This is a genomic window from Staphylococcus sp. 231237_7MaSpsaltlick, from assembly GCF_043107035.1.
This window is the reverse complement of record NZ_JBICNX010000015.1, coordinates 36,689-61,171: the sequence shown is the minus strand read 5'-3', so window position 1 is coordinate 61,171 and position 24,483 is coordinate 36,689. Positions and strand designations below refer to the sequence as shown.

At 33.1% G+C, this 24,483-nt stretch carries 21 protein-coding genes; 15 read left to right on the top strand and 6 right to left on the bottom strand.

Translation table 11 applies throughout. The features are described 5' to 3' along the window. Positions 1 to 57: 57 nt before the first annotated feature. The 3 genes from ACF91D_RS21870 to ACF91D_RS21860 form a co-directional block, all read right to left on the bottom strand. On the bottom strand, positions 58 to 1,437 hold the full coding sequence (locus ACF91D_RS21870) for an aldehyde dehydrogenase (RefSeq protein WP_039068979.1): 1,380 nt from the start codon (positions 1,435 to 1,437) through the stop codon (positions 58 to 60). Between the two features lie 149 nt (positions 1,438 to 1,586). Then, complete coding sequence (locus ACF91D_RS21865; RefSeq protein ID WP_069792514.1) at positions 1,587 to 2,513, bottom strand: manganese-dependent inorganic pyrophosphatase; 927 nt, start codon at positions 2,511 to 2,513, stop codon at positions 1,587 to 1,589. Between the two features lie 55 nt (positions 2,514 to 2,568). After that, positions 2,569 to 3,120, bottom strand: coding sequence for a cysteine hydrolase family protein (locus ACF91D_RS21860; protein WP_039068981.1), 552 nt, complete (start codon positions 3,118 to 3,120; stop codon positions 2,569 to 2,571). 137 nt (positions 3,121 to 3,257) lie between these two features. On the opposite strand from ACF91D_RS21860, the gene ACF91D_RS21855 reads away from it, so the two are divergent. Both ACF91D_RS21855 and ACF91D_RS21850 read left to right on the top strand, forming a co-directional pair. After that, on the top strand, positions 3,258 to 4,346 hold the full coding sequence (locus ACF91D_RS21855; RefSeq protein WP_327621052.1) for a glycosyl hydrolase family 28-related protein: 1,089 nt from the start codon (positions 3,258 to 3,260) through the stop codon (positions 4,344 to 4,346). 160 nt (positions 4,347 to 4,506) lie between these two features. Continuing rightward, positions 4,507 to 6,042 carry an SLC13 family permease gene (locus ACF91D_RS21850; RefSeq protein ID WP_119585200.1) on the top strand — a complete coding sequence of 512 codons (1,536 nt, stop codon included), beginning with the start codon at positions 4,507 to 4,509 and terminating at the stop codon, positions 6,040 to 6,042. A gap of 316 nt (positions 6,043 to 6,358) precedes the next feature. Here ACF91D_RS21850 and ACF91D_RS21845 read toward each other — a convergent pair whose 3' ends face one another. Further along, positions 6,359 to 7,162 (bottom strand): prephenate dehydratase, encoded by an 804-nt coding sequence (locus ACF91D_RS21845; RefSeq protein WP_039068984.1) that lies wholly within the window; start codon positions 7,160 to 7,162, stop codon positions 6,359 to 6,361. A gap of 39 nt (positions 7,163 to 7,201) precedes the next feature. Next, a complete protein-coding gene (locus ACF91D_RS21840) occupies positions 7,202 to 8,266 on the bottom strand; it encodes a nitric oxide synthase oxygenase (protein WP_327621051.1) in 1,065 nt (354 codons plus the stop codon). Between the two features lie 241 nt (positions 8,267 to 8,507). Here ACF91D_RS21840 and ACF91D_RS21835 point away from each other — a divergent pair, with 241 nt between their 5' ends. The 11 genes from ACF91D_RS21835 to ACF91D_RS21785 all read left to right on the top strand — a co-directional run bounded on the left by ACF91D_RS21835 (position 8,508) and on the right by ACF91D_RS21785 (position 20,718). Continuing rightward, positions 8,508 to 9,977 (top strand): nicotinate phosphoribosyltransferase, encoded by a 1,470-nt coding sequence (locus ACF91D_RS21835; RefSeq protein WP_039068986.1) that lies wholly within the window; start codon positions 8,508 to 8,510, stop codon positions 9,975 to 9,977. Continuing rightward, positions 9,970 to 10,791 carry an ammonia-dependent NAD(+) synthetase gene (gene nadE, locus ACF91D_RS21830; protein WP_039068988.1) on the top strand — a complete coding sequence of 274 codons (822 nt, stop codon included), beginning with the start codon at positions 9,970 to 9,972 and terminating at the stop codon, positions 10,789 to 10,791. The genes ACF91D_RS21835 and nadE overlap by 8 nt, the downstream gene beginning before the upstream one ends. Positions 10,792 to 10,873: 82 nt before the next feature. Continuing rightward, on the top strand, positions 10,874 to 11,452 hold the full coding sequence (locus ACF91D_RS21825; RefSeq protein ID WP_101051216.1) for a DUF2179 domain-containing protein: 579 nt from the start codon (positions 10,874 to 10,876) through the stop codon (positions 11,450 to 11,452). Next, positions 11,449 to 11,631 carry an NETI motif-containing protein gene (locus ACF91D_RS21820; RefSeq protein ID WP_039068990.1) on the top strand — a complete coding sequence of 61 codons (183 nt, stop codon included), beginning with the start codon at positions 11,449 to 11,451 and terminating at the stop codon, positions 11,629 to 11,631. The genes ACF91D_RS21825 and ACF91D_RS21820 overlap by 4 nt, the downstream gene beginning before the upstream one ends. Positions 11,632 to 11,856: 225 nt before the next feature. Further along, a complete protein-coding gene (gene purB, locus ACF91D_RS21815) occupies positions 11,857 to 13,152 on the top strand; it encodes an adenylosuccinate lyase (protein WP_039068991.1) in 1,296 nt (431 codons plus the stop codon). An 86-nt stretch (positions 13,153 to 13,238) separates the two neighbouring features. Next, on the top strand, positions 13,239 to 13,541 hold the full coding sequence (locus ACF91D_RS21810) for a YerC/YecD family TrpR-related protein (RefSeq protein ID WP_017723471.1): 303 nt from the start codon (positions 13,239 to 13,241) through the stop codon (positions 13,539 to 13,541). A 259-nt stretch (positions 13,542 to 13,800) separates the two neighbouring features. After that, positions 13,801 to 14,478 (top strand): M15 family metallopeptidase, encoded by a 678-nt coding sequence (locus ACF91D_RS21805; RefSeq protein WP_327621050.1) that lies wholly within the window; start codon positions 13,801 to 13,803, stop codon positions 14,476 to 14,478. Positions 14,479 to 14,593: 115 nt separating this feature from the next. Beyond that, positions 14,594 to 15,286 carry a heptaprenylglyceryl phosphate synthase gene (gene pcrB / locus ACF91D_RS21800; RefSeq protein ID WP_039068994.1) on the top strand — a complete coding sequence of 231 codons (693 nt, stop codon included), beginning with the start codon at positions 14,594 to 14,596 and terminating at the stop codon, positions 15,284 to 15,286. Continuing rightward, entirely contained in the window at positions 15,283 to 17,493 is a 2,211-nt protein-coding gene (pcrA, locus tag ACF91D_RS21795; RefSeq protein ID WP_327621049.1) for a DNA helicase PcrA, read from the top strand. The genes pcrB and pcrA overlap by 4 nt, the downstream gene beginning before the upstream one ends. A gap of 3 nt (positions 17,494 to 17,496) precedes the next feature. Continuing rightward, a complete protein-coding gene (gene ligA / locus ACF91D_RS21790; protein WP_327621048.1) occupies positions 17,497 to 19,500 on the top strand; it encodes an NAD-dependent DNA ligase LigA in 2,004 nt (667 codons plus the stop codon). Between the two features lie 12 nt (positions 19,501 to 19,512). Next, positions 19,513 to 20,718 (top strand): CamS family sex pheromone protein, encoded by a 1,206-nt coding sequence (locus tag ACF91D_RS21785; protein ID WP_039068999.1) that lies wholly within the window; start codon positions 19,513 to 19,515, stop codon positions 20,716 to 20,718. A gap of 94 nt (positions 20,719 to 20,812) precedes the next feature. Here ACF91D_RS21785 and putP read toward each other — a convergent pair whose 3' ends face one another. After that, a complete protein-coding gene (gene putP, locus ACF91D_RS21780; RefSeq protein ID WP_327621047.1) occupies positions 20,813 to 22,348 on the bottom strand; it encodes a sodium/proline symporter PutP in 1,536 nt (511 codons plus the stop codon). A gap of 368 nt (positions 22,349 to 22,716) precedes the next feature. Here putP and gatC point away from each other — a divergent pair, with 368 nt between their 5' ends. Together gatC and gatA are read left to right on the top strand one after the other, a co-directional pair. Continuing rightward, positions 22,717 to 23,019, top strand: coding sequence for an Asp-tRNA(Asn)/Glu-tRNA(Gln) amidotransferase subunit GatC (gatC, locus tag ACF91D_RS21775; RefSeq protein ID WP_039069002.1), 303 nt, complete (start codon positions 22,717 to 22,719; stop codon positions 23,017 to 23,019). Between the two features lies 1 nt (position 23,020). Then, complete coding sequence (gene gatA / locus ACF91D_RS21770; RefSeq protein WP_039069003.1) at positions 23,021 to 24,478, top strand: Asp-tRNA(Asn)/Glu-tRNA(Gln) amidotransferase subunit GatA; 1,458 nt, start codon at positions 23,021 to 23,023, stop codon at positions 24,476 to 24,478. Positions 24,479 to 24,483: the final 5 nt, after the last annotated feature.

Below are 24,483 nucleotides of genomic sequence, written 5' to 3'. Positions count from 1 at the left end.
TATCCCAAATGTATTGGGAGGCGCAATTTTTTTGCTATAGAACTTTTATAAATAAAATTACTTATTAAAGAAAGTTTTAATATATTTAAATTTCCCTTTATACGGAGGAAACAATAAACTAGATTCAAGTCGAGTTGATTTGAAAATATATGATTTATCATGACTAAATGTGTCGAAACTGTATTTACCATGATATTGGCCAATGCCAGAGGCACCAACACCACCAAATGGTAAGTTTGAATTTGCTAATTGCATTAATGTATCGTTAATTGCGCCGCCACCGAATGATATTTCGTTTAATACACGCTCTGTTGCATTTTCATCTTCACTAAACAAATATAAGCTTAATGGTTTAGGTTTGGAACGTATTAAATCAATAGCTTCATCGAAATCATCATAGGTAATAATTGGTAAAATGGGACCGAAAATTTCGTCTCTCATTATTTTAGCATTAAAAGTAATCCCATCTAACAGTGTAGGAGCGATGTACCTTTCTTCTGCTGTTGATTCACCACCAAAGGCAATCTCAGCATGATGAACCTTTAATAAATTATCTAAACGATTAAAGTGTTTATGGTTTACAATACGTCCAAAATCAGGACTTTCTTGAATGTTATTACCATAAAACTCTGTAATTGTTTTTTTAAGTGCAGCAATTAATTCATCTTTCACTTTACGATTCACAAGTATATAGTCAGGGGCAACACAAGTTTGACCAGCATTTGTAAATTTACCAAAACTGATACGTTCACTTGCGACTTTAATATTTGCTGTTTCATCAACAATTACTGGAGATTTACCACCGAGTTCTAATGTGACAGGAGTTAAATTTTTACTTGCTGCCTGATACACAATTTTACCAACTTGTTCGCTACCCGTGAAAAAGATATAGTCAAATGGCAATTGGATTAATGATTGCGTGGTTTCAGCATCACCTTCACAAATACTAATATATTCAGGATCGAATACATCTTCGATTATATGTTTAATAACTTCTGAAACATGTGGCGTAAATTCAGAAGGTTTGAGTATGGCAGTATTTCCAGCTGCTATAGCACCAATAAGTGGCTCAATCAATAATTGGAAAGGATAATTAAAGGGTCCAATTATTAAAACTGTGCCATAAGGCTCTTTTATGATATAGCTTTTAGTTGGAAACATATAAATAGGCGTATTAACTTGTTTTCTTTTAGCCCAATTTTTGAGTTCTTTACGAGCATTTTTAATATTTTTTAAAGTGAAACCAATTTCTGTAGCATAAGCTTCAACTTTATTCTTACCTAAATCTTTTTGAAATGCCTCTAATAAGGCGTCTTCATGATTTTTGATACTTTTACTCAAAAATTTAAGTTGCTTTCTTCTGAATTTTAGATCTTTAGTTACGTGTGTTTTAAAATATTGAGTACTATTGTGGAAAGTTTGCTCTATTGAATTCAAATATATTCCTCCTAGTAAGGTAAATGCGTTTCGTAGGTACAAGTGATAAAAAACTGGAACATATGAACTATGCTCCAGTATAATGAATTTTAAAATCTAAATATTTAATTTAACTCCCTTTAAAACTGTATTAGTTTTAAGGCATTTGATTAATTTAAAGCGTCTGTGATTTGTGGAACCACTTGTTTTTTACGAGATACAACACCAGGTAAGAATGCAGTATTGTTATCAAGCTCTACATCGAAAGCAACGCCAACTTTATCTTTTTCAGCACCAACTACTAAGATTTTAGAGTCGCTGTTAATAATGTCTGTAACAACTAATACAAATAAATCATACTTTTCATTAGCGCTTACTTCTAACATTTCTTTTTCTAATTCTTCCTGACGTGCAAATACTTCATCAATATCAACAGTGTTAACTTGTGCAATACGCGTTACATAGTCTCCCATGTTGAATGACTTCGCGTCCATAGTTAAAATATCTGTTGCTGATTTTTCTTTAGTAGAAGCACCAGCTTTTAACATTTCTAAACCATAAGTTTCTAAGTCAATGCCAGCAATTGATTTTAAGGCTTCAGCTGCTTTTACATCTTCTTCTGTACAAGTAGGTGATTTGAATAATAGGCTATCTGAGATAATTGCTGATACCATTAAACCAGCAATTTCTGGTTTGATTTCAAAACCGCGTTCTTGATACATTTTGTATAAAATTGTAGCTGTACAACCAACTGGTTCAGAACGATAGTATAATGGTGCTGCCGTTTCAAAGTTAGAAATTCTGTGATGATCGACCACATGGTGAATTGTAGCACCATTAATTGAATCAGCACTTTGTTGGAATTCATTATGGTCTACTAATATTACTTTTTGATCGGATAAATCATCATTAAGTAACGCTGGTGCAGTTACATTAAAATGATCTAAAGCATATTGTGTTTCAGGTCCTACTTCGCCTAAACGGTATGCAGTAGCTTCAGTGTTACCTGTTTGTTGTTCGAAATCTGCCATGATAATAGCAGATGAAATTGCGTCTGTATCTGGATTTTTATGTCCGAAAATATAAGTTTTTGCCATATCTAAATTCTCCTTATTTATATAGTTATTATTATTCTAGCACGATTTTGCATAGTTATTCTACTACAGCACCTAGTGAATTTTTAAAATGATCTAAAGCCCATGCGTGACCTGAAGGATTAAAAGAAGCAACTCCACGATGTGAAATAGTTATTGCGTATCCTAGATTATAAGCACTAATTGCTGAATGAAGCACGCAAATATCAGTACATACACCGACAAATTCTAAGTGTGTAATATTTCGCTCTCGTAACATTAAATCCAAAGAAGTCCCACAGAAAGCATCATAACGTGTTTTATCTAAGTAATGTATGTGATCATTAAACAAAATATTTTGATAAATATCATTCACTTTGCCATAAAGTTCTCTGCCAACAGTACCAATAATATTATGTGGAGGGAATAAATTACTTTCCGGGTGATAGTTATTTTCTTCATAATGTAAATCCATCATGAAAAAGATATCATGTTGCTTTTTATTGTACGCTTCAATTCGTTCAACAATATAGTCTTCAATTTGCTGCCCTGGAAGGCCACAAGTTAATTTTCCGTTGTCAGCTACAAAGTCATTTGAGTAGTCAACAACGATTAATGCGGTTTTTTTCATAAGGTAAAAACACTCCCAATAAACAATATAAAAGTAATTATATACTAAGTCGTTCAATCAATAAAGGGAGCGTTAATGCGTTTGAAAGATATCATTTTTGTATATTATAAAGTAATAGCTCAGAAAGGAATTAGCATATGATAATTAATGCAAAACAATTTGGTTTAAAAGGAAAAAGCAAATACGCAGATACAAGAGCGATGCAAAAAGCGCTAAATTATGCTAAGAAGCATAAACCAACGACGATATACGTACCAGAAGGTGAGTATCATATTCGTAAACCACTGGTTATATATGATTCAACAACATTGGTACTAGATGAAGCGGCAGTGCTTAAAAGATGTGGCAAAGATACAATGTTGAAAAACGGACGAAGATTCAAGTTATATTATGGGTATAAAGGTAATAGTCATATTCACATATCAGGTGGTACATTTGATATGAATGGTTTCAATTATCCATATAATAATACAACGATGTGCATGGGACACGCAGAAGATATTCAAATACAAAATGTAACTTTTAAAGATGTTGTAGGAGGACATTGTTTAGATGCTTGTGGTATCAATGGATTGTATATCAATAATTGTGAGTTTTTAGGCTTTAGAGATTTAGATGGAACGCGATTTTTCTCTGAAGCAGTTCAGATAGATATACAGGTGCCGGGTGCTTTTCCTAAATTTGGTGCTACAGATGGAACGATTACTAAAAATGTAATTATAGAACACTGTTATTTTGGTAATTCAAATACACCAACAATGCAAACTTGGAATCGTGCAATTGGCTCACACGCCAGTCGCTATGATCAATATTATCAAAATATTCATATTCGCTATAATACATTTGATGGCTTGAATCAATATGCACTTACACCGCTGAAATCAAAAGATACATATATTCATCATAATATATTTAAAAATTGTGCAGGTGGTATAAGATTTTTAGCAGTTAAAGATGGTAAAAATGCCAAAGATTTAAAAGGTAAAGAACAGGGGACGCAAGCTGGTAGCAATTTGAATATATATCAGAACAGTTTCATTGGAAAAATGAGTAAAGAGTCAATACGCATTCAAAGTTATAATAATGTGAAACATCAAACCGTGCTCATAGCTGATAATAGTTTTAAGGACTCGTCACAAAGCATACACTTACAAGATATAGCATCATTAATCCTGTTTAATAACAAAGATAGTGATATTAAAATAAAAAAAGTCCGTGTGGAATGATTATATTTTTGAAATAGAATCATAAATATTCTTTATGTAAGTGATTAAAAATACTAACCCTATTTAAAATATATTATGTTATACTCTAATAAATTATTATGAATATTCAGATAATAATTAAAAGGGGGAAGACATCGTGAATGATTTAAATAAAGGGGATATGAGACGATCACAATATTTGACGTTTTTTTCAAATAAAAAGGAAAAGAAGTCATATAATGCAGGCCAATTAACAGGTTTAATATTGGGGCCATTGTTATTTGCTTTAACATTATTGCTATTTCACCCAGATGATTTATCGGTTAAAGGCATTTATGTGTTAGCAATTACACTTTGGATAGCTACTTGGTGGATTACTGAAGCGATACCTATCGCTGCAACCAGTTTGTTACCATTGATTTTATTACCGATAGGGCATGTGTTGAATCCAGAAGAAGTTTCAGCTCAATATGGTAATGATATTATTTTCTTATTCTTAGGTGGTTTTATTTTAGCTATAGCGATGGAAAGATGGAATTTACATACTCGTGTTGCTTTATCTATTATTAATACACTTGGTACAAGTACTGGGAAGATTTTATTAGGCTTTATGATTGCTACTGGATTTTTATCAATGTTTGTTTCTAATACAGCAGCCGTGATGATAATGATACCTATTGGTCTTGCGATTATAAAAGAAGCAAATGAATTAAAAAGCCAAAATACTAAACCGGAAAGTATATCTAAATTTGAACAATCTCTTGTGCTTGCAATTGGTTACGCAGGAACAATTGGGGGACTAGGTACATTGATCGGTACACCGCCTTTGATAATTTTAAAAGGACAATACCAATCAGCATTTGGGGAAGAAATTAGTTTTGCTAAATGGATGATTATTGGTGTGCCAACAGTAATTGTATTACTCTTCTTAGTTTGGATATATATTCGTTATATTGCATTTAAACATGACATGAAAGAATTACCTGGTGGCCAAAAATTAATTAAAGAAAAATTAAGCGAACTAGGTAAAATGAAATATGAAGAAAAAATTGTTTCAGTTGTATTCTTACTTGCAAGCTTTTTATGGATTAGCAGAGAGTTTTTATTAAAGAATTGGTCAGTTACTTCTGAAGTCGCGGATGGCACAATTGCAATGTTTATATCCGTGTTGTTATTTCTTATTCCTGCTAAAAATAAAGAAAAACATAAGAGAATTATAGATTGGGAAGTCGCTAAAGAATTGCCATGGGGTGTTTTAATACTGTTTGGTGGTGGTTTAGCTTTAGCAAAAGGTATTTCAGAAAGTGGATTAGCAAATTGGCTTGGTGAACAATTGAAATTAATCGAAGGCGTAAGTCCATTAATTATTGTCCTTGTAATTACCATATTTGTTTTATTCTTAACAGAAATAACATCTAATACAGCAACGGCTACAATGATTTTACCTATTTTGGCGACACTTTCTGTTGCAGTAAATGTGCATCCATTATTACTTATGGTACCTGCAGCTATGGCTGCTAATTGTGCGTATATGTTACCTGTTGGAACGCCACCAAATGCTATTGTGTTTGGTACAGGTAGGATAAGTATCAAGAAAATGGCATCTGTAGGATTTTGGGTCAATTTATTAAGTATAGTTGTAATTGTTATGGTCGTGTATTTCTTAGTACCACCAGTGTTAGGTATTGATGTTACCAAACCGTTACCATTGAAATAATAAAATAAGCGTCATTTATAACATATAGAAGGCATAGCATATCAAAGTTACTTACTGTAACTTTATGGTATGGTGTGCCTTATTTTTATGACATGTTTATGGTAATTGTATTTAGTTTATAAATGACAACTGTTCAAAATACTGTGAAATAGGCATTACAATATCGATAAAGTCAGAGGAGACGATGTCGATATTGTAATGCCTATTTATTACTGGATAAGTTATTATTTTGAATATAAACAGCTCAGATTAATAGCGTAGTTTTCATAGTCTAATTTAATAATGAATTAGGGAGAGTATTATTCATGAAGTTGTACTAATTCAATTTATTAAATGAACCTATTATAGTAACTTGGAAGTCTAAAGTATTGAGAATTTTAATTACTTTGGATAAATCTTCTGTTATTGGCGTGTCTGCTTGGACAAAAAAATGATACATGCCGAGTTGCGTTTTTAATGGTCTAGACTCTATCCAAGATAAGTTAATATTAAACAAGACAAATGTGTTTAATATACTTGCTAATAACCCTGGTTTATCGAACTGAGGGGTTATTAGTAACATAGTATCGCTAGCATTTTCGATATGACTAGGTTGGTTACTAACAACTAAAAAGCGAGTAACGTTGTGTGGATAATCTTCAATATTTTGTTCTATAGGCGTGTAACCATATGTTTCTCCACTGCCAAGTGGCGCAATAGCGCCGATACCGTTGCTAATCATATCTAAGCTTTTAATTGTGCTATCCACATAATCAATATCGAAACCATGTGATTGGATATATTTACTAGTTTGACTAATGGCAGGTCCAATAGAATATACTGTTGAAATATCGTGAACAGAAGCGCCATCAATACCATATAGTGCAAATTGAATATCTAAATGTAACTCGCCTTGCGCGTAAATATTTTGTTGTGTTAATGCATCTGCGACAATATTAATAGTACCTTCTATTGAATTTTCAATTGGTACAACTGCTACGCTATCGTCATCTTCAGATACAGCAGCGACTACTTCGTATAAATTAGATTTTGATACATAATCTATGTCTGTTTCTGGTTGATATTGTGTTGCAGCTAAATAAGAAAATGTTCCCTTTGGACCTAAATAATAAAGTTTCATTTGACGTGACCCCTTGTTTATATATGTGTGATAGATTCATTAATGAAATGGACAGCCAGTAGCTTCTGTTTTTTTATAAAAGAAGTTAGGTTCTTTCATAATATTTTTATATCCATGATGATAATTAGACGCTAATGTGGGTGACAGGGAAGGAGCTAGCCATGACCATTTGCCAGTAACCTCTCTACCATTTCTTGTTTCATTTAATTCAAATCTTTCAAATTGTTTTGATGCAGTGAGATGATCAACGATAGATACCCCAGATTTTTTAAATGAGTGATAAACCGCATAGTTCAATTCGACAAGTGTGCGATCTTTATTGAAAGAATTATTCTTTAGTGTACCAAATTCAAAAGCTTCTGCAACACTTTCTAATAAATTATAACGATAAGAATCTGTGAAGTTACGTACAGCTATTTCATTTACCATATACCAGCCATTAAATGGTGCAGTTGGATATGTAACACCGCCAATCTTTAAATCCATACTTGATATGATGGGCACCGCGTACCATTTTAATCCAAGCTGCTGTAATTTTGGAAAACGATCATGTTCAATAGCAACTTCTTTAATTAAATGAGATTGATATTCATGATATTTCATTGCACCATCCGGCATTTTATAAATTAAAGGTAAAATATCGAAGTCAGTATGTGAACCGTGCCAGCCAAGACGTTCAGCAAGTTGAGTAACGCTTCTTTCTGCGGGATCGCCCATACCTTCGTAACCTGCATATCTAATTAATTGATTATTAAATATTTGAGGAGGATTATCCTTTGAAAAGATTGTGATATAAGGTTTTATTTTTCCATTATTTGTTGCTGTTGCAATATGATTTTCTATTGCATCAATAAAGTCATTTTCAGATTGTATGTGTCTTGCATCAACAACCGTTAATGAATCCCAAAAAAATCGTCCAATACAGCGATTAGAATTACGCCAGGCCATTTTTGTTCCATAAGTTAATTCTTCAACAGTATGTTCATAAGTACCAGTTGATTCGATGGCATATTCAATTTCTTTAATTCTATTTGAAATACTTTGCTCATCATAGTTTAATTCTTTATACATTGTTTCGATGAATGATTTGGCTTCTTTTAACATATAAACACCTCAATAAAGATTATAAATCATTTTTTAATTTTTATAATCTTATATCATACAAATGTCACGACATTGTCGTTAGCCATGTCACATTTTAAACAAATTTAAATCATATATTAAACTGTATATGTAAAAAATATAATCTTATATTAAATTTTCCAGTATATTTAAGTCCTCTTTCATGTGCTATCAAGCTTTCATTTATGCTAAACTAATGGAAAAGCCGATTGGAGAGATGGTTGTGTACCAATTTGAAGACGATACGTTAGTATTGCATAACGATTTATATCAAATAAATATGGCAGAAAGTTATTGGAATGATGGGATTCATGAACGTATGGCAGTATTTGATCTATATTTTAGAAATATGCCATTTGATAGTGGCTATGCTGTTTTTAATGGATTGAAACGTGTCATCGATTACATTAATAGTTTTCACTTCTCAGAGTCAGATATCGATTATTTAAAATCTATTGGTTACCAACAAGATTTTCTAAGTTATTTGAAAAATTTAAAATTTACCGGCAATATTCGTTCAATGCAAGAAGGGGAACTTTGTTTTGGTAATGAACCATTATTGAGAGTCGAAGCACCTTTAATACAAGCACAGTTAATAGAAACAATGCTTTTAAATATTGTTAATTTCCATACATTGATAACAACTAAGGCGAGTAGAATTAGACAAGTAGCACAAGAAGATATGTTAATGGAATTTGGTACCCGCCGAGCACAAGAAGCGGATGCAGCATTATGGGGAGCTAGAGCTGCCTATATTGGAGGATTTAATTCTACAAGTAATGTACGAGCAGGTAAGCTATTTGGTATTCCTGTTTCAGGAACGCATGCGCATGCCATGGTACAAACATATGGCGATGAATATATTGCTTTTAAAAAATACGCTGAACGTCATAAAGATTGTGTGTTCTTGGTTGATACGTTCCACACATTGAAATCTGGTGTGCCGACTGCAATTAAAGTTGCTAAAGAATTAGCTGACAAAATTAATTTTGTTGGTATTCGTTTGGACTCTGGAGATATAGCATATTTATCGAAAGAAGCACGTCGTATGCTAGATGAAGCTGGTTTCCCTGATGCTAAAATTATCGCTTCAAACGATTTAGACGAGCAGACAATTACGAGTTTGAAATCACAAGGTGCAAAAGTCGATTCGTGGGGCGTCGGAACAAAACTTATTACTGGTTTTGATCAACCTGCATTGGGCGCAGTTTATAAATTAGTTGCAGTTGAAGATAGTAATGGTGAATACGTGGACCGTATTAAACTTTCTAATAATGCTGAAAAAGTTACAACACCAGGCAGGAAAAATGTTTATCGTATTATCAATAAAAAAACAAATAAAGCTGAAGGCGACTATATTACGCTCGATTACGAGGATCCATATGCAGAATCACCTTTAAAACTTTTCCATCCAGTTCATACCTATAAAATGAAATTTATAAAAACATTTACCGCAAAAGATTTACATCATGATATTTTTAAAAATGGCCAATTAGTTTACGAAATGCCAAATGAGAGTGAGGCGCAAGCTTATCTAAAAAACAGTCTTGATTACTTATGGGATGAAAATAAACGTCATTTAAACCCACAAGAGTATCCAGTAGATTTAAGCACAGCGTGTTGGGAAAATAAACACAAACGTATTTTTGAAGTTGCTGAACATGTTAAAGAGATGGAGGAAGAAAATGAGTAACCTACAAGATATCGTTGTTAGAGAAATGAAAGTGAAACCTGAAATCGAAAGTAAACTTGAAACAAAGCAAATCATTCACTTTATAAAAAGTTATGTACAATCCCATTCATTTGTACAAGCATTAATTTTAGGAATTTCAGGTGGTCAAGATTCGACATTAGCTGGAAAGTTATGTCAAATGGCAGCCGAAGAATTAAGAGAAGAAGGCAATCCATGTAAATTTATAGCTGTTAAATTACCTTATGGTGAGCAAAAAGATGCTACAGAGGTTGAAGATGCATTATCCTATATTCAACCTGATGAAATCATAACTGTAAATATTAAACCAGCAGTGGATCAAAGTGTGCAATCGCTTAAAGATGCTGGAATTACTTTGACAGATTTTCAGAAAGGGAATGAGAAAGCTAGAGAGCGTATGAAAGTGCAATTTTCAATCGCTTCTAACAAAAAAGGCATCGTAGTAGGTACAGATCATTCTGCCGAGAATATAACTGGTTTTTACACTAAATACGGAGATGGAGCTGCAGATATTGCACCTTTATTTGGCTTAAATAAAAGACAAGGTAAGCAATTATTAAAATACTTAGACGCGCCTAAACATCTTTATGAAAAAGTGCCGACTGCTGATTTAGAAGAAGATAAGCCTCAGTTACCTGATGAAGAAGCGTTAGGTGTAAGCTATAATGATATCGATGATTATTTAGAAGGTAAATCAGTGCCTAGTGACGCAAAGTCTACAATTGAAAATCACTATATTAAAACCGCACATAAAAGAGAATTAGCATATACGAGGTATACTTGGCCGAAAAATTAAGTGAGTTTCCAATATTTTTAGTGACAAAATAAAAAGATGTTGGTAAAATTACTTGAATTTAATATCAGAAAGGAAAATGGTCATGTCAGTGATAACATCTAATCCATGGTTAATGGTTTTAGCGATTTTTATTATAAACGTTGCTTATGTAACTTGTCTTACAATGAGAACGATATTAACACTTAAAGGTTATCGCTACGTAGCTGCACTTGTCAGCTTTTTAGAAGTTCTTGTGTATGTCGTTGGACTAGGCATGGTAATGTCTAGCTTAGATCAAATTCAAAATGTATTCGCGTATGCATTTGGATTTTCAATTGGAATTATTGTGGGTATGAAAATAGAAGAGAAATTAGCGTTAGGTTATACTGTCGTTAATGTCACTTCATCTGAATATGAATTAGATTTACCACGACAATTAAGAGATTTAGGTTACGGTGTAACGCACTACACAGCTTATGGTCGTGACGGAAATCGCTTAATATTACAAATTTTAACACCACGACGCTTTGAATTTAAGTTAATTGAGACCATTAAACAAATAGATGAAAAAGCATTTATCGTAGCGTATGAACCTCGTACAATTCACGGAGGTTTCTGGGCGAAAGGTGTTAGAAGTAAAAAACTCAAACAATATGATACGGATGAAGTTGAAAGTATATGAAAAAGCAGCAAAAATTTAAAGTCGAAGAAAATGAGACAATCCAAGATTGTTTACAACGCATGAGAAACGCGGGTTACACACCTGTAAAACGCTTCGAAAAACCTGTTTATAAAGAAAATAAAGATGGAACTTTCGAGCTGTATAAACAAGAGATAGAATTTGTTGGTAAAATTTTATAATAAAGATTGGCAAACCGTTATGGGAATACGCGTCCATAACGGTTGTTTTTATTGCCATATAAATTTTTTATGCAGATAATTGAAAAGGTTTATACTTTTCATAGGAATTCTGTTAAACTAATAATGAAAAGGTTAAACACGAACTTTTATTTAAATTTATGTTTTAATGTACATGTTTTAAGGCGTAATATTAACAAAATTTATGTATGATAGGAGCTTATTTCAATGATTGAACGTTATTCTAGAGAAGAAATGTCTAATATTTGGACTGATCAAAACCGCTATGAAGCGTGGTTAGAGGTAGAAATACTTGCATGTGAGGCATGGAGTAAATTAGGAGATATCCCCGCGGAAGATGTAAAAAAAATACGTCAAAATGCTAAAGTTGATGTAGCGCGTGCGCAAGAAATTGAACAAGAAACACGTCATGATGTTGTGGCATTTACTAGACAAGTATCAGAGACACTTGGTGAGGAACGTAAATGGGTCCACTACGGCCTAACATCAACAGATGTTGTAGATACTGCATTAAGTTATGTTATTAAACAAGCGAACGATATTATTGAAAAAGATTTAGAACGTTTTATTGAAGTATTGGCGAAAAAAGCAAAAGACTATAAGTATACATTAATGATGGGACGTACCCATGGCGTGCATGCTGAACCAACAACATTTGGTGTTAAGATGGCATTGTGGTACACAGAAATGAAACGTAATTTAGAACGTTTTAAACGTGTAAGAGAAGAAATAGAAGTTGGTAAAATGAGTGGTGCTGTAGGCACTTTTGCGAATATCCCACCAGAAATAGAAGCATATGTTTGTGAACATTTAGGTCTAGATACAGCGCCAGTTTCCACACAAACATTACAACGTGATCGCCATGCTTATTATATTGCGACGCTTGCTTTAATTGGTTCATCAATGGAAAAATTCGCTGTAGAAATCCGTAACTTACAAAAAACTGAAACTCGTGAAGTAGAAGAAGCATTCGCAAAAGGTCAAAAAGGGTCATCTGCAATGCCTCATAAACGTAATCCAATCGGTTCAGAAAATATTACAGGTATCGCACGTGTGATTAGAGGTTACGTAACAACTGCTTATGAAAACGTACCATTATGGCATGAACGTGATATTTCACATTCATCTGCTGAACGTATTATGTTACCAGATGTTACAATTGCATTAGATTATGGATTAAATCGTTTTACTAATATTGTAGAAAGATTAACGGTATTTGAAGATAATATGCTCGATAATATAGATAAAACATTTGGTTTAATCTATTCACAACGCGTATTACTTGCCTTAATAAATAAAGGTTTGGCTCGTGAAGCTGCATATGATAAAGTACAACCAAAGGCCATGGAATCTTGGGAAACGAAGACACCATTTAGAACTTTAATTGAACAAGATGAGTCAATTACTGAGTTATTAACTAAAGAAGATTTAGATGAATGTTTCAATCCGAAACACCATTTAAACCAAGTAGATACGATTTTCCAAAGAGCTGGTTTAGAATAATTGAATTTTTCAAGTGAAATCGTTACACTTTAATGTATTAGTACGTTAAACTGAGATTAAATTGAAAAATACAGGGGTTGTTTTAAATGCAAATAGAAAAACTAAAAGGGAAAGCATTAGATGAATTATTTGATGCTATTTTAACACTAGAAAATAGAGAAGAATGTTATCAGTTTTTTGATGATTTATGTACTGTTAATGAAATTCAGTCATTATCACAGCGATTACAAGTAGCAAAAATGATTAAACAAGGCTATACGTATGCAACTATTGAACAAGAATCTGGTGCATCAACTGCAACTATTTCACGTGTGAAAAGATCATTACAATGGGGTAATGATGCTTATACGATGATTCTAGAGCGCATGAACATAGAAACGGCCGATTAACGATTTCATAAAGTATAAAATAAAAGAATAGGCTTACAAGAGCTAACGACAAGGATATTTAATACCTTGTCGTTAGTTTTTTTGTTGTTTACTTTGAAACAAAGTAATACGGAAATGTAATAGAAATACCCTCTTTTAAATATACGTATATTTTAAATGTTTATAAAAATAAAGTAGGGTAATTGATAGATAACAACAAAATAAATATAGTGATAGTTATTTGAAAAACTATTGGAATTGAGTGAAAGGAAGTAACTTTATGATTAAAAAATTGTTGTTTGGCCTAATAATGCTATTATTACTAAGCTTTATATTTGGTATTGCTTTGGTAGTATTTTCGAATTCATACACACCATCAATGTCTAATATTGTAAAACCTAAGAATGCCTTGCCAATTATTAATAAAACAGAAGGCGTTACACAGGTGAACGGCCACGTGATTGTCAATAAAAAATATAAACTCCCCCCACAATACCAACCAGGTGAAGATAAAATCGCGAAACGAAATTTTAATAAATTATTAGTTAAAGGTGAAGATGCCCAGTTAGATTTAAAATTTTCTAGTGGTTATAGAAGTTATAAAGAACAACAAAAAGTAATGAAAGACTATGTAGAAAAAGACGGTGAAAAAGTTGCGCGTCAATACACTGCAAAACCAGGAGAATCAGAACACCAAACAGGCCTTGCATTTGATGTTGGTACCAATAAGCCACTAGACGATTTTCATAAAGATTTTGAGAAAACACAAGAAGGTCGATGGATAAAACGACATGCTTCAGATTATGGCTTTATTATTAGATATCCAAAAGGACAATCACATGAAACAGGCTATGCATACGAAGCGTGGCATCTTCGTTACGTCGGTAAAACACTCGCCAAAATTATTGATGAACAAGATACCAATTTAGAAAGTTACTATCGTTTAAATGAAAAATGAAATTAAAATCAACAAATCGCTGCGAAAATTCGGGGCGATTTTTTTACATCATTTTAGAACTCATAGCATAAAAATGATATAATCAAATGTATGCTAAAAGAAGGAGTAACATGTTATGAATGAGATTAAAAAGTGGAAACATATTTTTAAATTAGATCCTGCAAAATCAATCAGTGATAAGGATTTAGAGAGAATTTGTAGATCTGGCACCGATGCTATTATGATAGGTGGTACAGATAATGTTACCGAAGATAACGTTTCACACTTGATGAAAAAAGTTAATGCTCATTCCGTACCGCTAGTTTTTGAATTTTCAAACTTAGAGAGTATCGTGCCAGGGTTTGATTTATATTTTATACCTACAGTGTTAAATAGCAAGGATGTAAAGTTTCATAATGGTATGCTCTTAGAAGCACTGAAAAATTATGGGTATTTAATCGATTTTGAAGAAATAGTGTTCGAAGGTTATGTTGTACTAAATCCCGATTGTAAAGTGGCGACATTAACACAAGCCAACACACATTTAACAACAGAAGATATTGAAGCATATGCCCAAATGATTAATGATATTTATAAATTACCAGTTATGTATATCGAATATAGTGGTGTTTATGGAGAGATTGATATGGTAAAAGCAGCAGCTGATTCATTATCTAATACACAATTATTTTATGGTGGTGGTATTAATGATTATAAAGAAGCAGAAGCAATGGCTTCAGTAGCTGATACAATCATCGTCGGCAACATTATTTATGAAGATATAAACAAAGCACTAAAAACAGTTAAGATAAAGGAGACACATAAATGAATGCATTAGTTAATAAAATGAATGACGAACAAAGCCAGGCAGTACGTACAACAGAGGGCCCATTACTTATAATGGCAGGCGCGGGTTCAGGTAAGACACGTGTCTTAACACATCGTATTGCTTACTTGTTAGATGAAAAGGGAGTGTCTCCGTATAATGTTTTAGCGATTACTTTTACAAATAAAGCAGCTAAGGAAATGAAAGAACGTGTCCAAACTTTAGTTGGTGAACAAGCTGAAGTGATTTGGATGTCAACATTCCACTCCATGTGTGTGAGAATTCTTAGAAGAGACGCAGATCGTATTGGTATTGAAAGAAACTTTACGATTATTGATCCAACTGATCAAAAATCAGTTATTAAAGATGTTTTAAAAAATGAAAATATAGATAGTAAGAAATTTGAACCTAGAATGTTTATAGGCTCAATTAGTAATTTGAAAAATGAATTAAAGACACCTGAAGATGCGCAAAAAGAAGCAAATGACTACCATTCACAAATGGTTGCGACTGTATACAAAGGTTATCAACGTCAACTTTCAAGAAATGAAGCGCTAGACTTTGATGATTTAATTATGGTGACCATCCGATTATTTGAACGTGTTCCAGAAGTGTTGGATTACTATCAAAATAAATTTCAATACATACACGTGGATGAATATCAAGATACGAATAAAGCACAGTACACATTAGTGAAATTATTAGCATCAAAATTCAAAAATTTATGTGTAGTAGGAGATTCTGACCAATCGATTTACGGTTGGCGCGGGGCAGATATCCAAAACATTTTGTCATTTGAAGAAGATTATCCTGAGGCAAAAACAATTTTCTTAGAACAAAATTATCGTTCTACTAAAAATATATTAAATGCAGCTAATGAAGTTATTAAAAATAATTCAGAACGTAAACCTAAGGGATTATGGACAGGCAATACAGATGGCGATAAAATTCATTACTACGAAGCGACAACTGAACGCGATGAAGCAGAATATGTTGTACGTGAAATCATGAAACATCAACGAAATGGCAAGAAATATCAAGATATGGCAATTCTATATCGTACCAATGCACAGTCACGTGTACTGGAAGAAACCTTTATGAAATCTAATATCCCTTATACTATGGTTGGAGGACAAAAGTTCTACGACAGAAAAGAAATTAAAGACTTATTGAGTTACTTAAGAATTATTGCAAACAGTAATGACGATATTAGCTTACGCCGTGTTATTAATATTCCAAAACGTGGCATTGGCCCGTCTTCGGTAGATAAAATTCAAGCTTATGCTGTTCAAAATGATTTGAGTATGTTTGATGCTTTGGCAGAAGTTGATTTTATTGGTTTATCGAAAAAAGTAACACAAGAATGTATTACTTTTTATGATACGATGCAAAATATCATCAAACAGCAAGAGTTTTTAGAAATTACAGAGATTGTAAATGAAGCGTTAGAAAAATCTGGTTATCGCGAAATGTTAGAGCGTGAACAAACATTAGAATCGAGAAGTAGATTAGAAAATATTGATGAGTTCATGTCTGTACCAAAAGATTATGAAGAAAATACGCCGTTAGAAGAACAATCTTTGATAAACTTCCTAACTGATTTATCATTAGTTGCTGATATAGATGAAGCACAAATTGAAAATGGTATAACATTGATGACAATGCACTCTGCTAAAGGTTTAGAATTCCCGATTGTTTTTATAATGGGTATGGAAGAGTCGTTATTCCCGCATATTAGAGCAATTAAAAGTGATGACGAACATGAAATGCAAGAAGAAAGACGTATCTGCTATGTGGCTATTACACGTGCAGAAGAAACATTATATTTAACACACGCAACATCAAGAATGTTGTTTGGTAGACCACAGTCTAATATGGCATCTAGGTTCTTAAGAGAAATCCCTGAAGATTTACTAGAAAATGAAACTAAACGCAACGCTTCTACGCAAAGTCAAGGAAATCGTTTCCAATCAGCTACAAAGCAACCAGCTAAAAGAGCACATAGCCAAAAAACTACTACATCAAGAAAATCTCAAGCAACAACTAATTGGAATGTTGGAGATAAAGTGATGCATAAATCTTGGGGTGAGGGTATGGTTAGTAATGTGAAGGAAAAAAATGGTTCAGTAGAATTAGATATTATCTTTAAATCAGAAGGGCCGAAACGATTATTAGCACAATTCGCACCAATTGAGAAGAAGGGGGAGTAACAAGTGGCTGATTTGCAATCACGTGTAAATGATTTACATGATTTATTAAATCAATATAGCTATGAATATTATGTTCAAGATAACCCATCTGTACCTGATAGTGAGTATGATAAGTTATTACACGAATTAATAGATATTGAAACAACTCATCCTGAATATCGCACAGAGGATTCACCTACAGTGAGAGTGGGTGGAAGTGCACAATCAACGTTTGAGAAAGTGCAACACGACACCCCTATGCTCAGTTTAGGTAATGCATTTAATGAGGAAGATTTAAGGAAGTTTGACCAACGTATACGTGATAACATTGGTGATGTGGAATATATGTGTGAATTAAAGATAGACGGTTTAGCTGTATCATTAAAATATGAAAATGGAAGATTTGTCCAAGGCTTAACACGCGGGGACGGTACTACAGGCGAGGACATAACAGAAAACTTAAAAACTATTCACGCCATCCCTTTAAAAATTAATGAACCTAGAACATTTGAAGTTCGTGGTGAAGCATACATGCCTAGAAAATCATTTTTTAATTTGAATGAAGCTAAAGCAGAAAATGATGAACAGCCCTTTGCAAATCCAAGAAATGCAGCTGCAGGCTCACTAAGACAATTAGATTCAAAACTTGCTGCTAAACGTAAATTAAGCGTCTTTCTATATAGTGTGAATGATTTTACGCAATTTAATGCAGATACTCAGAGTGAAGCATTAGATGAGTTAGATCAATTAGGATTTAAAACAAATCAAGCACGCCAACGTGTACAAACGATAGATGAAGTGCTGGCATATATTGAAAAATGGACAGAGCAACGTGAAGATTTGCCATATGATATTGATGGTATTGTAATTAAAGTGAATGCTTTAGAACAACAAGAAGCACTTGGATTTACTCAAAAATCTCCGCGTTGGGCAATTGCATATAAATTCCCTGCAGAAGAAGTAATAACAGAGCTGTTAGATATTGAGTTAAGCATCGGTAGAACGGGTGTTGTGACCCCAACTGCAATATTAGAACCAGTAAAAGTTGCTGGTACAACTGTTTCCCGCGCTTCGTTACATAATGAAGATTTGATACATGAGAAAGACATTAGAATTGGTGACAGTGTCGTCATTAAAAAAGCTGGAGATATTATCCCTGAAGTTATCAAGAGTGTGCTAGATAGACGTCCTGAAAATGCAGAACAATACCATATGCCGACGCATTGCCCGAGTTGTAATCATGAGTTAGTAAGGATTGAAGGTGAAGTTGCATTACGTTGTATCAATCCGAAATGTCAAGCTCAGTTAGTAGAAGGGTTAATACATTTTGTTTCGAGACAAGCTATGAATATTGATGGTTTAGGAACAAAAATCATTCAACAATTGTACGAAAATGAACTGATTAAAGATGTAGCAGATATTTTCTATCTAACGAAAGAGGACCTAGAGCCACTTGATCGCATGGGTGAGAAAAAAATCGATAATCTGCTTAAAGCTATTGAGCTAGCGAAATCTAATTCTCTTGAACAACTACTATTTGGATTAGGTATAAGACATCTAGGAGTAAAGGCTAGTCAAGTCATTGCAGAGAAATATAGTACAATGGATAAGTTGTTTGATGCTACAGAAGAAGATTTGGTAACAATCCATGATATTGGTCACAAATTAGCACAATCAGTAGTAACTTATTTAGAAAATGAAGATATCCGTGCTCTAATTGAAAAATTAAAAGTTAAAAATGTTAATATGACTTATAAAGGTGTTAAGACAAGTGAATTTGAAGGGCATCCTGAATTTAAAGATAAAACAATTGTCCTTACAGGTAAATTGTATCAAATGACACGAAATGAAGCATCCAAATGGTTGGCGTTGCAAGGTGCAAAGGTAACTAATAGTGTGACTAAAAGTACAGATTTAGTTATTGCTGGTGAGGACGCTGGATCTAAGCTAACTAAAGCAGAAAAATTCGGTACAGTAGTTTGGTCTGAAGAAGACTTTGTTCAGAAACAAAAAGAAATTGAGGGATAGAGGAGATAATGCATGAAAAGAACGATAATATTATTCATTTCAGCAATTTTTGTATTATCAGCGTGTGGTCAAAATGAAGAAAAACCAAAAGAAAAATCTAATGATAATGAACAACAAGAATCGGGTTCTGTAAAAGAAATCGCTACAGACAAAAATGTACAAGGTGATAATTACAGAACAATTTTACCTTTTAAAGAAAGTCAGGCTCGAGGATTATTACAAGATAATATGGCTAATAGCTATAATGGAGAAGACTTTGAAAATGGGCTTCTAGATTTAAGTAAAAGTGTGTTTCCAACAGACGAATATTTATATCAAGATGGCCAATACTTAGATAAAGATACAATTAATGCATTCTTAAGTCCAAAGTATACAAAAGCAGAAGTAGATAAAATGGATGAAGACGAGCGTAAAGAGAAAAAAGCAAATGAGAATTTAGGGCTTAACCCTTCTCATAATGGTGAAACAGACCCTGAAAAAATTGCTAAAAATTCACCAGCCTATTTATCTAATATTTTAGAGCAGGATTTTTATGGTAGCGGTGATACTAAAGGTGAAAAAATTAAAGGCATGACAATAGGCTTAGCTATGAATAGTACATACTATTATCAAAAGGAAAAAGATGGCGAAACTTATAGTAAAGATTTAGATGATAAAGAAATTAAAAAACAAGGTAAGCAAATGGCTGGCGAAATTTTATCTAGAATTCGTGAGCATAAAGAATTGAAAGATATACCAATTCATTTTGCTATATACAAGCAAACTGGTGAAAATTCAATTGTACCTGGCGAGTTTATTACTGGTACAACTGTCGAAGAAGGCAAAACTCGCATCAATGACTGGAAAGATATTAACCAAAAAACAGCCTTATTACCTTCACAAGAAGCAGACGATTTAGATGAAAACTTGAACAACGATTTCAAACAATTTAATGATAATTTACAAACTTATTTTAATAACTTTACTCAAGCAGTAGGAACGGTTAAATTTGATAAAAAAGAAGCAAAACAATTATCTGTCGATGTACCAATCGATTATTATGGTAAAGCAGAAACAATTGGTATCACACAGTATGTGACAGAACAAGCAGAAAAATATTTTGATGATATTGATGAATATGAGATCCATATAAAGGATGGTAATAACCCAAAAGCCTTAATTAGTAAATCAAAAGATGATAAAGAGCCACAAGTTCATATTTATAAAAATAATAATTAGTAAATAGAATATATTGAATTAACGCCCTGCAAGATTGTCAATTTATGTCAATCTTGTAGGGCGTCTTTATATCATATAAATAATTTAAAAGTGTTTATTCTTTAATAATTTGTTTGACCTTATTGAGATCTTTTTCGACAAAATCTCCAGGTTTTTTAGTATATTTACTTACTAGGTAAGTAACAAGCACACTTGCAAAGAAACCAGGAATTATTTCATACATACCGAATATTTCGTTGATAGTAGCTAAAGGTTTTATCCAAGCAATCCAAATAATAACGACTACTGCGCCTGTAATCATTCCAGATAAAGCCCCTGCATGTGATAAACCTTTCCAGTATAACGAGAAAATAACTAAAGGACTGAAAGCAGCGCCAAATCCTGCCCAAGCATTTCCAACTAAATTTAAAATAGTATCGTTTGGAGACCAAGCAATCCAAATAGCAACAATAGCTACTAATAATACAGATAATCTGCCAACTAGAACGAACTCCTTTTCATGTTCTTTAGCTTTATCTTCGCCGCGAATTAATTTATAAAAATCTTCAGTTAATGAACTAGAAGTTACAAGTAATTGAGATGATATTGTACTCATGATTGCTGCCAATATCGCTGCTAATAAGAAACCACCTACAAGTGGGTGGAATAAAATCTGACTCATAACTATAAATAGCGTTTCAGGGTCTTCTAATTGAATATTGCGTTCAGAAATAAAGGCAATACCAGTAAGTCCAACTGCGACAGCGCCTAACAAACCTATAACCATCCAACTAATTCCAAGTCGTCTTGCTTTAGGTAATAGTTTATGTGTCTTAATAGACATAAACCTAACGATGATATGTGGCTGGCCAAAATAACCTAAGCCCCAAGCAAACAATGAAATAATACCTAATACTGTCGTACCTTTAAATAAATTCATATTTGTCGGTTTCATTTCAGCTACTTGTCTAAACGTATCTAAACCGCTGAGCTCTATAAGAGCAACAATCGGTACCATAACCATAGCAATTAACATGATAACTCCTTGGAAGAAGTCTGTAATAGAAACAGCTAAATAACCTCCAAAGAAAGTATAAAATATGACAATAGCTGCTACTATAATAAGCCCCCAATGATAGTTCATGCCAAAAGCGCTTTCGAATAATTTGCCACCTGAAACAAAACCTGAGTGTGTATATAAAGTGAAAAAAACTACGATAATTAAACCAGAAATAATTTTTATATAATTATTTTGGTCATTAAGCCTATTTTTGAAAAAATCTGGCAAAGTAATCGCATCACCTGCGAGTTCAGTATAAACTCTCAACCTAGGGGCTACGACAAAGTAGTTCACATATGCGCCTAAAGATAGACCAATTGTTATCCACATTGCTGAAAGACCAGTGCTATACACAGAGCCAGGTAACCCCATAATCATCCAACCACTCATATCCGATGCACCTGCTGAAAGAGCAGTGACATAAGGACCAATACTTCTGCCTCCAAGCATAAATTCACTTAAATTTCCTGTAGACTGTTTATATCCATAGTAACCAATAACGAGTAGTATAATGAAATATATTACAATCATAATATAAGTCTGCCAACTCGCCTGAACTTGGTTGGCTAATGAAGTGCCCAAAATCAGCATGGTTCATCATCTCCCTTTGTCTTTATCTATTAATTTGTTGTACATGAATGATTATACAATAAAATTTATAAATAGAGTAGTGCTATTTTAAATTATAACAATATATTGCTTTTCACAATATATTGTTAAGCGCTTACAAATTTGTATTGTAATGATACACTTACTATAAATTTTTGTGATTTATTATGCATTCTAAATATAAGGAAAGTATAGATAAGGTAAATGAATATATTGAAAATTAGATATTAAATAGCACAACTAGAGAAATTAAATCGCTTTAATTTGCGTATATTGTTGAAAAACTTAGATTTTTGGGCGGAATTTTGGTACAATTTTGTAATGAATGAGTAAAAAGGAGGCTTTTATTAATGGCTAAAGTTACACGAGAAGAAGTTGAACACATCGCTAATTTAGCAAGACTTCAAATTACTGAAGATGAATCTGCAGAAATGCAAAACACTTTAGAAAGTATTTTAAACTTTGCTAACCAAATAGATACAGCGGATACAAGTAACATTGAACCAACATATCATGTACTAGATTTACAAAATGTGTTACGTGAAGATAAAGCAATCGAGGGCATTCCCCAAGAACTTGCATTAAAAAATGCTAAAGAGACGGAAGATGGACAATTCAAAGTACCATCTATCATGAATGAGGAGGACGCTTAAGATGACGATCCGTTATGAATCTGTGGAGAATTTAATCAGCTTAATCAAAAACAAAGAAATAAAGCCATCACAAATTGTTAGTGACATTTACGATGCAATTGAAGAAACGGATCCAACTATTAAATCATTTCTTGCGTTAGATAAAGAAAATGCAATTAAGAAAGCACAAGAACTTGATGAATTACAAGCTAAGGATCAAATGGAAGGTAAGTTATTTGGTATACCTATGGGAATTAAAGATAACATTATCACCGAAGGCGTGGAAACAACTTGTGCTAGTAAAATGCTAGAAGGATTTGTACCGATTTATGAATCAACTGTAATGAATAAATTACATAATGAAAATGCGGTGCTTATCGGTAAATTGAATATGGATGAATTTGCAATGGGTGGTTCAACAGAAACATCTTATTACAAAAAAACAGTAAATCCATTCGACCATACTGCGGTTCCAGGTGGTTCATCTGGTGGCTCAGCAGCAGCAGTGGCAGCAGGTTTAGTACCTTTTAGTTTAGGATCAGATACTGGTGGCTCAATCCGTCAACCAGCTGCGTACTGTGGTATCGTAGGTCTGAAACCAACATACGGACGAGTGTCTCGTTTTGGTCTTGTTGCATTCGCATCGTCATTAGATCAAATTGGCCCATTAACACGTACGGTAAAAGATAATGCATTAGTGTTAGAAGCTATTACAGGCGTTGACGAAAATGATTCAACAAGTGCTCCAGTTGAAGATGCTGATTATACAGCTGATATAGGAAAAGATATAAAAGGACTTAAAGTAGCTTTACCAAGTGAATATTTAGGTGACGGCGTATCTAATGAAGTTAAAGCTTCAGTAAAGGAAGCGGTCGAAACACTTAAATCATTAGGTGCAACAGTTGAAGAAGTTTCCTTACCTAATACGAAGTATGGTATTCCATCTTATTATGTTATTGCATCATCAGAAGCATCATCAAACTTATCTCGTTTTGATGGTATAAGATATGGTTATCATTCACCTGAAGCTAATTCATTAGAAGAGTTATATAAAATGTCTAGAAGTGAAGGGTTCGGTGACGAAGTTAAACGTCGTATCTTTTTAGGTACATTTGCATTAAGCTCAGGATATTATGATGCTTTCTACAAAAAATCACAAAAAGTTAGAACTTTAATTAAAAATGACTTTGATCGTATTTTTGAAAATTATGATGTTGTAGTAGGCCCTACTACACCAACTACTGCATTTAATTTAGGTGAAGAAATTGATGATCCACTTACAATGTATGCAAATGATTTACTAACAACTCCTGTAAACTTAGCAGGATTACCGGGTATCTCTGTACCATGTGGACAATCAAATGGTCGACCAATTGGCTTGCAATTTATCGGTAAACCTTTTGATGAAAAAACATTGTACCGTGTCGCTTACCAATACGAAACACAATTCAATTTTCATAATGAATACGAAAAATTATAAGGAGT